The sequence below is a fragment of the Yokenella regensburgei ATCC 49455 genome, assembly GCF_000735455.1.
GTDB lineage: Bacteria > Pseudomonadota > Gammaproteobacteria > Enterobacterales > Enterobacteriaceae > Yokenella > Yokenella regensburgei.
On sequence record NZ_JMPS01000081.1, the window covers coordinates 82,488 to 94,312 of the forward strand.

Sequence of the window (11,825 nt, forward strand, 5' to 3'; positions counted from 1 at the left end):
CTTGAAGATTGAATATTTATCGACTAAAGGTCATGACACGTTTATTACGGCTCAGCCAGTGCACGTTGCCTTCTCCCCATGGGCGAAGTTCGATAAAACGGCGTAATGCTTCTCGCCCATAACCCGGAAAGCAGCAAAAATCGAGGATCCAGATCCTACCGTCTTCATTCCATTCTGAAGGATGTAACCTGAATTCGGGGTCGCTAAGTAATCGCTTTTCAGTATCGGGTCCAGGATATGCCCAGGTGATATATGCCAGCGGCAGCCCGCGCGCATCGAAGAGAAATTTAATCTGCTGATGTTGAATGGCATATTCTGTCCATTGCTGGATGGTCAGTACCGGATAAAGGCTGTAATGACGGTTATGGAGCATACAACTGACCGCGAAACCAAGCTGCTCCTGCGCTGACCAGAGGCCATTGCCCCTGACCGTTTCACGTAACGGTGATTTCATGGTATTAACCTACCAGCTGAGAGCAGTAGCGAGCGGATGGCAGTGTGCCGAGTGCCTCTTTGGCCCAGGTCAACATCCTGGTACCCATGTCAGAAAAGGCCTGCTGCAGATATTCAGGGGAGTCGCCATATTCATCAATCAGGCAGGTAATCTCTGCAAAAAGACGTGCTTTCGCCATCGAATCACGCGGCTGTAAACGGCATCGCACCTGCTGTTCCATCGACTGAAGAAATGACGCAGTGTTGCTTTCCCGAACCTTCCCAGCCTGGTGAAGCCAGTGGATCCCCCCGCTAAAGCACTGCAACGCTTCCTGATAATATCCCTCGCGATGCCAGTGTTCGCGCGGGGCAGCAGTTTCGTTCCGAAGGCCACGAATGAGCGCCACTGCGGCATGTTGCAACGGCGAATCCCCTTTTTCGCTGTATCCCGGCTTCCTGAACCTGGCTGATAGCATTAGAAAGCCATGAACAAGCTGTTTCAGAGGTGGCGTAACAACCGCCCCGGTCAGTGGGATACCCAGCTGCTCCAGATAACCGTGAAAGCAGGCTTCTTCGAAAGTCGTACGGAAAACCTCCGTAACCTGCCGTTGTGCCTGCTCTGTGAAACCAGTGTCAAAAAGATATTTCCCAAGATAGAGACAAAGATCGCAGAGCCCCTGCAGTAGCACCGCAGGCTCTTTCTCAAGCTCGGTTATCCTGAGCCGATAGCCAAAATCCTCAGGATAGTCTCCCGGAAATAAACTGCTTAACCCATTAAAATCCATCAGCCTGCCGTCCATCGCCAGGTTTGAAGGGGACGTGGTCAGCCGGAGATAGCGGGTTCGACAATAGGCCATCTGCCAGGCTTCCCGTCGGGCCAGCTCGCATAGCCCTTCCAGGCAGCGCTGCTGCTGACTAACGCGACCTGCGTCTCGGGCACCTTGCTCTGGTCCAGGCAAATAGTCAGGTAATTTTTGGATGACGGCGCTTACCCGCCGGGCATCGTGCAGCAAACGGCTGGCGAACTCCGGCTGCGGCCGGAAATAAGGAGCCCTTTCAAAATGAGCCGGACGAACAACCGGGTCGCGTACAAGCAGAGCACGCCGGGACGCACCATCGGTACGATCCCAGGCCTCAGAAGTGTACAGATCAGTGAGCAGGACTGCCCTCGCCCGCACAGCCCCATAGGGTAGGAGTCGGGATAATACTTCCCCCCACAAGGCTTCATAAACCGCATGGATTGCGCCAAGCGCACCATTGGAATGGCGGCCATCCGTTCCCTGACCTACCAGTGGATTAGCACCAATCCCTTTAACCTGATAGCAACCATCAAAACCACACCTGGCGCCACCCCCGTTTCGCTGGATCCCACTACCGCCATATCGTTCAGCAAAAAACGTTTTACCTGGCGCGAAACATGTCGAGTCAATCACATAGCTGCATGCATGCTGCATCGCCTGCGAGTCTTCAACATCCGGAGCGCACCATATCAATGATGAAGACACCGGATGCGCCATAAAAGGTACGAGATTTTCTTTTAGCTTATAAAGTGAATGTTCATGACTCATCTGCTATGCCCCGGAATTCACAGACAGCCACTAGCAATATCGACAATACGATATACAAAGCCTTCATATATTCTGCCGCTGTTGTCCATTTATATTAAGAAACTCACCCTGCGTGTAGGGTTAAAACATAGATAATGAATATTCCAGCATAGTGGCAGTGATGATTAATGCTAAAAGCGTTTCCGGCGCAATAGTCTGAAGGTCGTTCCCGGTATCTACCGAGGGGGGCGTAAATTCCATCTTACGTGGCTCCATTTAAAAGAGAATGATTGCTATTTACTTTTAATTACAAAGCTGACATAGTAGACACATAAAGTCAAATGTTAACTAAAGCTAATACAATCAAAGAATGGCTTGTATACGCTAAATACCCAACCGCAGCCGAATAATGCTGCAAGAGAATAGCTAACGCCATGATTTAACGAACTACCATTAATGGTAGTGGAGACAGGGAGGTATATAATGAGTTGTGATAAAAATCACAAAAAAGGAATAATCATAAATTTTACTAAAGTCATCATTCTTCCCCTGGCGGCAGACTGTTGCCCTGTCACGCATATTTTTTCATGGTAACGCATCGCGCGCTATCCGTGATAGCCATGATCAAAACTACCCGGTTTTTACTGTTATTTGATTGTTTCATTTAAAGCTGAGGAATAATGAAAGCCACTCTGAGTATTTTAATTGTTTTTATTGTCGCACTCGCTGTTGGCATGGCAGGAGACTACTTCGAAGTTAACCGCTACATCAAATATGTACTGATGATCGCGGCTATCATCGTGACGCAAAAACTGTTACGAAAATAACGTCACAGTTGGCATGGCAATAGTTAAAATTCACTTATCATTGGAGGATAAATATGCGTAATCTGACAGAGAATGAGTATTCCTTTATCAGCGGCGGAGGGTCGGACAAGGGGAGCTTCGGCGTCTCTAAAGAGACCTTTGGCGGCGCTATCGGGGGTGCCATCGGCGGTGCGGTGGGCGGGATCCCCGGCGCAGCGATCGGTACTATTGCGGGAGCGGCTATTGCCAACGGCTCCCGCGGAACCGGCAGCGTTGGCCCCTCAGGCATTCCGTGGGGGGGTTCTAATGGTGGCGGCGTAATGTGGGGAGGCAGCTCCAGCTCCAGCGCAGGATCTGGCAGCTAATCGTCTCTCACCCGACGAATAAAAAATCCCACAGCAGACCCATTTCTATGGGCCTGCTGAGCTCCCTGCACTGCCGCCAGGCGATTTCGCTTAAATCTCCATGATTTCTTCATTTTAACTGCACTATTTCTGCTTAGAGTGACTCTCGTTCTCTCTGACCAGGGAACACATCATTCCATAATCAATGAGTTTTCCCCGCCTCCCCCGGCGGGGCTTTTTTTGTCACAAATTTCAGAGCTTGCCCACACTCAGAATGTAGGAAATTTGTGACATTCATGTTTTACTATAACTATGCAGTCTACAGTTTCAGCAACACGTACACTGGCAGGTAGCCGTACGTGGGAGTTATAGCGGTAATGTCCGATCATATTCTTGCCCGCGTTTCTCAAACGCTATCAACGGAACAGTCTCTGGAAAGTCTGGTGCGTCAGCTTCTGGAGATGCTGGCGATGGTCACCGATATGGAGTCCACCTACCTGACCCGCATTGATGAGGGGATGGAGTTCCAGCATGTACTGTTTGCCCGCAACAGCGGTGATATGCAGATCCCGGAAGGGTTGTCAGTACCGTGGGATAAATCACTGTGTAAACGGGCTTTCGACGATCGTTGTTTCTTCTCCGATGATGTCGATACCCGCTGGCACGACTGCGAAGCCGCTCAAGCACTGGGCATTAAAACGTTCTTCAGCACCCCCATTCATCTGACCGACGGCTCGTTGTACGGTACCCTTTGCGCCACCAGCTCAGAACGCCATTCGATTACGCTTCGCGGCGATCACGTGCTGCACCTGTTTGCCGGGATGATTGCCAGACATATCGAACGAGAGTCGCTGGTCAAGCAGCTGCGCGAGGCGAACGCCGCCCTCACAGCCCACTCCTATACCGACGAGCTAACCAGCCTGCCAAACCGTCGTGCGCTGTTTGAGCATCTCCCTACCCTGTTCTCGCTGGCTCGCCATCTTAAACGTCACCTGTATATCGCCTTTATCGATCTCGATAACTTCAAAGCGATTAACGACCTTTATGGTCATCAGGCCGGCGATGAGTTTCTGCGCCAGGTAAGTACGAGGCTTACCGCTTGCTGTTGCGAAAACGACATTCTGGCACGTCTTGGCGGCGATGAGTTTCTCTTCGCCAGCCTCTGCGCTGAAACGCCGCATGATCTGGCTCAGTTCTGTGAAACCCTGCGTGAGCGCATTCGCGGGGAGTACCAGCTCACTCGCTTAAAATTTGACTATCCCGGTGCCAGCATTGGTCTGGTGGATATCGATCCAAATGAATCCAGCGCCGACGACGCGGTACGCGCGGCGGATGACGCCATGTATCTGGATAAAAAAAATCGCCGTCAGATGCACTTTTCAACCGCCTCAAAGTGACATTTTCGGTATGATAAGCGCCGCGTTTTACACAAAGGATTAAAACAATGCGATTAGGCGTGATTTTTCCGGTAGCTATTTTTATTGCCGCCGTAGTCTTTCTGGCGTGGTTCTTTATCGGTGGCTACGCTGCCCCCGGAGGCGCGTAATGCGTAAAACGACCATTATCATGCTCATCGTGGCAGTGATTGCGGTGGCAGGCTCACAGCTGGGCTGGTGGTAGCGGCCTTTCGCCGCTGCTTCATACGATACATATCGGCATCGGCCTGCTGTATCGCGGCATCCAGATTATTGCCCTCACAAGGGGCAATCCCCCAGGATACCGACAGATGGATCCGCTGCTGATTCATGATGAACTCATAAGCCGCAATCTGTTCTGCCACCCGCTGGGCAATTCGCGCCACCTGAGCTTCATTGCTACTGCTCAGGATCACAAACTCATCCCCCCCGGATCGAATAACAATGTCTTTCGCCGTTCTGACATTCGTCATCAGGCACAGGGCTATGACCTGTAGGGCCTTGTCCCCCACGCTGTGACCCCAGGTATCGTTGATCGCCTTAAACTGATTACAGTCAAAAAGCACCACCGCGTTAAAATGCATCTCGCGGCGATAAATCACTTCCAGAATTTTGCGCGTATAGCAGCCGGTTAGTTGATCTGTATAAAGCCGGGTATCGCCGTCATTAAGCTGCCCACGAATAATCCGGTACAGCCCCCACAACAGCAGCGGTGCCAGCAGAACCACTACCCATGCCAGCGGATCGTAGATGGCGAACAGGTAGAGCGGCAGCCCGTATCGAAATTCGTATTTCGCCGACAACGGCTCAACCTGTAGCGGGCTTAGCGCCTGACAACTTTTCGTCAGGCATAAGCTGGCACCGGTTTTGCGCTCCACCAGTTCAACGATTAACCCGGTGGGTAATTTCTGATTAAACGCATTGTTCAGCGAAGTGACCAGTTCGGGCCGGGAATGATCGTAAATCAGATAAGCCACAATCTGATTGCTGATATCCCCTTTCGACAGGTCGTAAATATAGCTGACGACGCTGTAAGCACGCTCCCCGGTGATCTTGTCCTGATACAGATCCGTTGAGCTGCGCGATTTACTGATCGCGTCTTTTTGCAGCAAACGGTCATAAAAACTTTCCGGGGCCGGGAAAAACGTCTGTGCCGAATTCGCCATCATGGAATCGGAGAACTGAAAACGCACCGAATCCTCAGGCGAGAACCAGTAAAACCAGGAAGCATCGCGGGCAATGATGTAACGCTGAGGATCATAAGAGCCGGGGTTTAACGCATTAATCTTATAACGGATAAATTCTGCCGCCGTGTACAGGCACAGCGCATCCCGACTCTGCTCGCGGGAGATAAGCGTTCCGAATGCAGGATTCAGATTCGCCGGGTCGCCGTTGATAGCCCAGGCCGAGCCCCCGCGAGGCAGATATTGCGCAGGGCTTGCACACTCACCGGTGGACTGAATCTGATGAAAACGCACGCCGGTCGCATCGGCAATCAGCTCGTTATCGTTAAATACGCGGGTCATTTCACTCACCAGCGTATTCATGCCGTCGTTCAGGTCGACAAGGCGTTTCTGATGAACAAAAACAACCCACAGTGCGGTAAAAAGGAAGGTAATCATTGCCGAAATCAGCAATGCCTGGCGGGATCTCAGGCTGTCCTGAACAATTCTCATTCATGCACCACTGGCAGCGTCGACACCTTAAAACGTATCACACTTTCGCAGTTTTAGCTTTTCAGGCAGTTGTTTTAACAGCGTTTTTGATGCAGATTTTTAAGCGATGGAGAAGTGGCAGCCCGCGCAGAGCTGCCCTTATATTCAGGCTTTACCGTGTTTTTGCTCATCGCTGCCAAGCAGGATGAAACCAAACGGAATAGAAATAAGAATGGTAAAAACAACACTGTAAATGAAGACCATGGCACCCTGCAGGGCGAACATGCCGGTGGTCCATTCTGAATACGGCAGATTATACTCTCTGACCACACCGCCAAAAGTGGCGCGCCCGACAACCGCAACGGCGGCAATAAAGGCAATGGCTACAACGCATAAAAAACGTTTGCCGTTCCTGGTCTGCAATTTTTCCCGGATCATCGCTCCTCCTTCCTCTTCGACTGGCGATAGGGTATTCCGGGGCTATTTGTAACATTAATGCAAAAGATTTTGAAGGCTTAATGTTAAACCTTGCGACAACAGGAACATGCTGTTGCCCCGAAGGCATAGGCTGTGATAGCGTAAATCCATGAACATAAATCCTGTTGTGTCTGTTTTCGCTAACGCATACTGGTGGCTGCCTTTCTCAGGCGGCTGAAATCGTTCATCTCTTTTTCATTAAGCCGCCGGAAGGCGGCTTAATATTCACATCGTCCTCCGGCGCCAGCAATTTTCCACTTCGGAGGCACCATGAGTACTGATTCACAACCACAAACCATTCTGACCGGCGACCGCCCTACCGGCGCGCTGCATCTGGGACACTACGTAGGTTCTTTACAGCAGCGTGTGGCGCTCCAGCATCACCATCGGCAGTTCGTGTTGATAGCCGATCTTCAGGGACTCACCGACAACGGTAGCGATCCGGCAAAAATTGCCCGCAACATTCCGCAGGTGATGGCCGATTATCTGGCGGTGGGTCTTGACCCGGAAAAAACCACATTCTGCCTGCAATCCGCGCTCCCGGCGCTGGCCGAACTTACCATGCTGTATATGAATATCGTCACCGTTTCCCGCGTGGAGCGTAATCCGACGGTCAAAAACGAGATTGCCCAAAAAGGTTTTTCCCGTTCACTCCCGGTGGGATTTATGGTTTACCCCATCAGCCAGGCTGCCGATATTACCGCCTTCAACGCCACGCTGGTGCCTGTCGGGGGTGACCAACTGCCGATGATTGAACAAACCAATGAGATAGTGCACAAGATGAACAGCCTGCTTGGGAAACCGCTGCTGCACTCGTGCCAGGCGCTGACAGGCAGCACCGACCGCCTCCCCGGCATTGACGGACAGGCGAAAATGTCTAAATCGCTGGGTAATACGCTGTTACTCTCCGCCAGCGACGAAGAGATATGCCGTGCAGTGCACGCGATGTATACCGATCCTGGGCATCTGCGGGTTAGCGATCCCGGCAAAGTGGAAGGCAACGTGGTGTTCAGCTGGTTAGATGCTTTTCATCCGGACAAGTCTCTTGTCGCTGAGATGAAAGCGCATTATCAACGCGGCGGGCTGGGCGACCGGTTGTGCAAAAAAGAGCTGGAAGCGTGTCTGATTGCGTTGTTAACCCCTGTTCGCGAGCGCCGGGCTGCCCTGATAGCCGAGCCAGACTATCTGATGCAGACGCTCAAAGCGGGAACGCAGCGCGCACGGGACGTCACGCAACGAACCGTAGATACGCTGAAGCGCGAACTGGGATTACCGATAATGGGTTAAAGTCCTTTTATTTGTCATACAAATCAAACATAATAACTGCCGACATTCGATGTAAACATTTTTGAGTTCGCCTGCTGCGTGACGTAGCAGGCTTTTTTTTGCAGCTGACTAGCGGCTGACGCTCTGGATCTCATCAATATATTCGCCAGCAAAACTACAGCTACTGATACCGGTGAGGATGGAGCCCTGGCACTGGGCATCCCGCGAGCCAGTTACGATGGTACTGGATGATTCAGTTGCCGCAGGCGGGAGCTCCCGTGCCTGCACGGCTAAAGGATCCGGCATGAAGACATCACTGTTCACGTTCATCAGCATTAAAGCGAGCCCCACAAGGGAAAAGACAATGCCCGGCATGGAGCGTTTGAGGATCAGTCGGCGGTTATTACCCCAGGCAGTAATAATATTAGGCTCGCCATCGAACAGCCCCTTCACCAGCAGACGATAACCAAACCACAAACACAGCATGGCTGGCAGAAAAATAATTGCCTGATAAGCAATCCAGATAGTTACCATGCTGTCCATAAACCACCCCCGCATTGAGATCAGTGTGATTATATGGCGCGGGCGCAAGAGACTGATTGATACGAAATAGTGAAAAAAAACGCCGTTTTCCTCAGGAATACGGCGTAGCAACAACGGCGGGTCACCCGTTTGTATGAAAGCGTCCCGGGCCCACAAACAGCCTGTGGGATTACCCTTTACGGATCTGGATCCGCCAGCAGGCATCACCGGTCTGTTCAAATTCGGTGACCTGGTGCCCACATTCAGCGGCCCAGCGAGGCAGATTTTCGGTGGCCTGCCCGCAGTCATAATCAATGACCAGCACATCACCGCTTGTCATTAACGCCATCTGTTTTTTGGCCTCCACCAGAGGAAAAGGACAGAGTTTCCCGCGAGTATCGAGTTCTATTGTTTTCATCGCATTATCCATTATTGACGGTATTGAGGTTCATCGGACGTATCAGCGTGAAATAGCTGATAAACCAGCTCCCCACGAAAATGGCAGGAATAAATACCCATCCCTGCCACGAAAACCAGGCGGTGTTAACCAGCGTGTTGCCAAGCATGCAGCCACCGGCAAGGCCGCTGCCGACGCCCATCAGCAGACCACCCGCGAGGCTTTTCATTGCCGTCAGGTGTCCCGGATAGCGGAACTTAAGCTCCCGGCTACCGGCTGCGGCCAGTAATGATCCCAGCACGATACCCATCAGCAAATACCCGGCCCAGCCGAAGAAGCCGCTTTTGCCCTCAAAGATGAGCGAAAAGAGCTGCGCGCTTGGACCGCTGATTCCGAGGCCTCCCGGCCTGCCCGACGCCAGGCTCGAGACCCAGGCGAGCAGCGCCACTACGCCAATCAGCGCCGCCGAAACAAAAGGATGCCAGCGTGCCTCAAACAGCAGATGGGCCATTCCGGTTTTTCTGGCCTTGAGTTTCGCTACCGGCAGCGCCGGTTTGTTAAGATGTCGCCATGCGAGGTACAGCGTTAACAGGCACAAAGCCAGTGCTGCGAGCCAGGGAGCAATATGCAGGGTATCGGTAATAGCACCGGCTTCGGTGCGATAATCTTTGAGGGGTTTAATCAGTGGTTTGACGGCGGTATGCCGTATGAACCAGCTTGAAATGATAAAGCCGACCACGGCAAGCAGACTGCCCGCGAGCCCTTCCGCCGCCCGATAGTAGGCCCCCGTCGAGCAGGAACCCGCAAAACTCATTCCCGCCCCGAACAATACGCCACCAACCACCGTTGCCAGCCAAAAGAATGGCCCCGTCGGCAGCGCCGCTAAACCCTGTGGTACAAAAATGAGGAGACCTGCACTCTGAATCGAGATGGCGATAAGTATGGCGATCACCATCCGGTAGTCTTTGAAGAGATAAACATCGCGTAGCCCACCTGCCATGCAGAAACGGCCACGTTGCATGATAAAACCAAGTAAAAAACCCAAGATCAGACCTGTCATCGGGATATTCCTTTTTACATAAGGGACTGAAACGTAACACAATGGCCGCTGGAAAAATTTGGCCGAGAGCAAAAAATAGGGTTTTAAAACAAAAAACCCGCCGTAGCGGGTTTTCAGTGAATAAGTGAGTTTTGTCGATCCTGCGCTGTCGCGAGTGTCAGACATAAAAAAACCGCCCGCGGGCGGTTAACGGCTATGCTCTCAGCATCTGTTCGAGATTGGGCGGGAAAGGCACACCCGGCTGCTGTTTAAGCTTGTTAAGCTTATCGAGGATAAACCTTCTGTCCTCGTTGCTGCCGTTTTGGTAGTACGGTTTAACCACGTTCAGGATCTGGTTCGCAGTGACAGAAGAACTGACGCCAGCGCCAGCCTCACTTTTTCTCATTGCATCACAGATCAGCGTCTCAATATCATGCTGCATTGAATGAAGATCCCTGTCATGAACGACGAAGTGTCGCTCATTGGTTATATGTCCTATCACAAAAATGGTCAACACCACCCCAGTCGGGGCACAAGAAATACGGGTAGCAAATGCCTCTTGACAACTGATTCTGGGTTCCCCGGGACGGGGCCGGAGATAAGTAACAAAATCAAACAATATTGCGAGGATTTTCTTAGCAAACATGCTTAGAATCGGCCTGTCGCCTTTATTTATTCACCGGGTATAAGAGCATATTGTGATCATTGTCTCCGTTCTTAAAGTCAGCAAAGAATTCACTCCCAGACATGCACAATGGCTCCATAAACAGCTCAAGGGCGTCCGCTCCGTTTGTCTGACTAATGCAGGGAGCATTCCTGGGGTTAATACCATACCATTATTACATGACTGGCCAGGATGGTGGTCTAAGCTGGAATTATTCAACCCTGAGCATCCTGATATCGGTAAAGAAGATTTACTGTATATTGATATTGATACCGTCATAACGGGTGATGTCAGTACATTATGTCACCTTCAGGAAATGACGATGTTGAGTGACTTCTCCTGTAAAGACCCGAGCGAAGCGCCGCCTGCATCCGGGCTCATGTTTATTCCGGCAAAAGAAAAGCATAAAGCATGGGAAGCATTTACCCGGAATTCACAAGAGATTATCTCTCGTCCCCGAACGCCCCCTTTCCATGGCGATCAAGGATTTATTGGCGAAGTCTATCCTGATGCACAGCGTTTCCAGCTGTTATTCCCGGGTAAAATTTTGAGCTATAAAGCCGATATCGCCAATAAAACGATGTTCTGCCACGACCCAGATTTATATCGGGGTGATAATAGCGGGCGTCTTCCGACTGAAGCACTGATTGTCTGTTTTCATGGTTACCCACGACCATGGAAAACGGGTTTAAAATGGATACCGGAATTTTCTAAACTGCAAACGGCGAAAATAAAATTTCGCGTAATGAAAAAGAAACTCGCAGCGGTACTGAGAAAAAAATAGCTTAGCTTGCTTTAAACACGACGCCGCTGTCTACTTTTTCAAATATGTCATTGTCGATGGCACTTTCCAGAGACAAGTTTTTCACGGTGATGTTTTTGCTTTTCATGATATTACTGGCATGTCTGAAAGCAGGAATAACAACCGATGAGACTTTGTCTGGTAACGTAGTTGGTTGTTTATCGTTATCCGTCTCATAAAATCTTGGCATATGGAAGTTACTCATATCAAGACCGGCTATATATAAACATTCAAAACCGAGATATGCGATGACCTGTAACGCCCAATACACTACCGTCTCCGCATCGAATACCCCAAGACGAATATCCTTACTAAAAGCGACACATTTGTTGTGCTCGAAAAATGCGACGCCATCATGTTCCCCGTAATACTCGTAGAGATATTGCCGTTCTATTTTTGAGTGATAAATCTTACAGGTAGCATCCTCAACAATAGAGAACTGGCATCTAACGGCACTCT

General features: G+C 50.8%; 14 protein-coding genes and 1 pseudogene. 6 read left to right on the forward strand and 9 right to left on the reverse strand.

Translation table 11 applies throughout. The features are described from left to right. Positions 1-16: 16 nt before the first annotated feature. A complete protein-coding gene (locus GYRE_RS20955) occupies positions 17-454 on the reverse strand; it encodes a toxin-activating lysine-acyltransferase (protein WP_038258093.1) in 438 nt (145 codons plus the stop codon). A gap of 4 nt (positions 455-458) precedes the next feature. Next, positions 459-2,000, reverse strand: a complete 1,542-nt coding sequence (locus tag GYRE_RS20960; protein ID WP_051861010.1) for a hypothetical protein — start codon at positions 1,998-2,000, stop codon at positions 459-461. A gap of 659 nt (positions 2,001-2,659) precedes the next feature. On the opposite strand from GYRE_RS20960, the gene GYRE_RS24775 reads away from it, so the two are divergent. The 4 genes from GYRE_RS24775 (at position 2,660) to GYRE_RS24660 (ending at position 4,675) form a co-directional block, all read left to right on the forward strand. Further along, positions 2,660-2,806, forward strand: a complete 147-nt coding sequence (locus GYRE_RS24775; RefSeq protein WP_006819552.1) for a hypothetical protein — start codon at positions 2,660-2,662, stop codon at positions 2,804-2,806. A 53-nt stretch (positions 2,807-2,859) separates the two neighbouring features. Then, a complete protein-coding gene (locus GYRE_RS20965; RefSeq protein ID WP_006819551.1) occupies positions 2,860-3,150 on the forward strand; it encodes a hypothetical protein in 291 nt (96 codons plus the stop codon). A 356-nt stretch (positions 3,151-3,506) separates the two neighbouring features. After that, on the forward strand, positions 3,507-4,526 hold the full coding sequence (locus GYRE_RS20970; RefSeq protein ID WP_038258098.1) for a sensor domain-containing diguanylate cyclase: 1,020 nt from the start codon (positions 3,507-3,509) through the stop codon (positions 4,524-4,526). A gap of 47 nt (positions 4,527-4,573) precedes the next feature. Continuing rightward, entirely contained in the window at positions 4,574-4,675 is a 102-nt protein-coding gene (locus tag GYRE_RS24660) for a YoaK family small membrane protein (RefSeq protein WP_038258101.1), read from the forward strand. 24 nt (positions 4,676-4,699) lie between these two features. On the opposite strand, the gene GYRE_RS20980 is transcribed toward GYRE_RS24660, so the two are convergent. Next, complete coding sequence (locus GYRE_RS20980) at positions 4,700-6,220, reverse strand: GGDEF domain-containing protein (protein ID WP_006819549.1); 1,521 nt, start codon at positions 6,218-6,220, stop codon at positions 4,700-4,702. A 144-nt stretch (positions 6,221-6,364) separates the two neighbouring features. Continuing rightward, positions 6,365-6,637 (reverse strand): DUF2534 family protein, encoded by a 273-nt coding sequence (locus GYRE_RS20985; RefSeq protein WP_006819548.1) that lies wholly within the window; start codon positions 6,635-6,637, stop codon positions 6,365-6,367. 309 nt (positions 6,638-6,946) lie between these two features. Between GYRE_RS20985 and trpS the strand changes: the two genes are divergently transcribed. Next, a complete protein-coding gene (gene trpS, locus GYRE_RS20990; RefSeq protein ID WP_038258104.1) occupies positions 6,947-7,963 on the forward strand; it encodes a tryptophan--tRNA ligase in 1,017 nt (338 codons plus the stop codon). A 108-nt stretch (positions 7,964-8,071) separates the two neighbouring features. Here the strand turns inward: trpS and GYRE_RS20995 are convergent, their stop codons facing one another. The 4 genes from GYRE_RS20995 to GYRE_RS21010 all read right to left on the reverse strand — a co-directional run bounded on the left by GYRE_RS20995 (position 8,072) and on the right by GYRE_RS21010 (position 10,342). After that, positions 8,072-8,485: a hypothetical protein gene (locus GYRE_RS20995; protein ID WP_038258107.1), complete on the reverse strand. Its 414-nt coding sequence runs from the start codon at positions 8,483-8,485 to the stop codon at positions 8,072-8,074. A gap of 169 nt (positions 8,486-8,654) precedes the next feature. Then, positions 8,655-8,882, reverse strand: coding sequence for a sulfurtransferase TusA family protein (locus tag GYRE_RS21000; RefSeq protein WP_038258108.1), 228 nt, complete (start codon positions 8,880-8,882; stop codon positions 8,655-8,657). A 4-nt stretch (positions 8,883-8,886) separates the two neighbouring features. After that, on the reverse strand, positions 8,887-9,921 hold the full coding sequence (locus GYRE_RS21005; protein WP_038258110.1) for a YeeE/YedE family protein: 1,035 nt from the start codon (positions 9,919-9,921) through the stop codon (positions 8,887-8,889). Positions 9,922-10,114: 193 nt separating this feature from the next. Continuing rightward, the gene (locus GYRE_RS21010) at positions 10,115-10,342 is read right to left on the reverse strand and encodes a hypothetical protein (protein WP_038258134.1); all 228 of its coding nucleotides are present in this window, start codon (positions 10,340-10,342) and stop codon (positions 10,115-10,117) included. A gap of 256 nt (positions 10,343-10,598) precedes the next feature. On the opposite strand from GYRE_RS21010, the gene GYRE_RS21015 reads away from it, so the two are divergent. Then, a complete protein-coding gene (locus tag GYRE_RS21015; protein WP_038258111.1) occupies positions 10,599-11,348 on the forward strand; it encodes a hypothetical protein in 750 nt (249 codons plus the stop codon). A 1-nt stretch (position 11,349) separates the two neighbouring features. Here the strand turns inward: GYRE_RS21015 and GYRE_RS24780 are convergent. Continuing rightward, a pseudogene (locus tag GYRE_RS24780) lies at positions 11,350-11,825 on the reverse strand (sugar glycosyltransferase); the annotation flags it as partial.

Coding starts and splice junctions, on each gene's coding strand:
- trpS (WP_038258104.1), top strand. CDS start 6,947: ATGAGTACTGATTCACAACCACAAACCATTCTGACCGGCGACCGCCCT.
- GYRE_RS20960 (WP_051861010.1), bottom strand. CDS start 2,000: ATGAGTCATGAACATTCACTTTATAAGCTAAAAGAAAATCTCGTACCT.
- GYRE_RS20985 (WP_006819548.1), bottom strand. CDS start 6,637: ATGATCCGGGAAAAATTGCAGACCAGGAACGGCAAACGTTTTTTATGC.
- GYRE_RS21000 (WP_038258108.1), bottom strand. CDS start 8,882: ATGAAAACAATAGAACTCGATACTCGCGGGAAACTCTGTCCTTTTCCT.
- GYRE_RS20955 (WP_038258093.1), bottom strand. CDS start 454: ATGAAATCACCGTTACGTGAAACGGTCAGGGGCAATGGCCTCTGGTCA.
- GYRE_RS20980 (WP_006819549.1), bottom strand. CDS start 6,220: ATGAGAATTGTTCAGGACAGCCTGAGATCCCGCCAGGCATTGCTGATT.
- GYRE_RS21010 (WP_038258134.1), bottom strand. CDS start 10,342: ATGCAGCATGATATTGAGACGCTGATCTGTGATGCAATGAGAAAAAGT.
- GYRE_RS20965 (WP_006819551.1), top strand. CDS start 2,860: ATGCGTAATCTGACAGAGAATGAGTATTCCTTTATCAGCGGCGGAGGG.
- GYRE_RS24775 (WP_006819552.1), top strand. CDS start 2,660: ATGAAAGCCACTCTGAGTATTTTAATTGTTTTTATTGTCGCACTCGCT.
- GYRE_RS24660 (WP_038258101.1), top strand. CDS start 4,574: ATGCGATTAGGCGTGATTTTTCCGGTAGCTATTTTTATTGCCGCCGTA.
- GYRE_RS21005 (WP_038258110.1), bottom strand. CDS start 9,921: ATGACAGGTCTGATCTTGGGTTTTTTACTTGGTTTTATCATGCAACGT.
- GYRE_RS20995 (WP_038258107.1), bottom strand. CDS start 8,485: ATGGACAGCATGGTAACTATCTGGATTGCTTATCAGGCAATTATTTTT.
- GYRE_RS20970 (WP_038258098.1), top strand. CDS start 3,507: ATGTCCGATCATATTCTTGCCCGCGTTTCTCAAACGCTATCAACGGAA.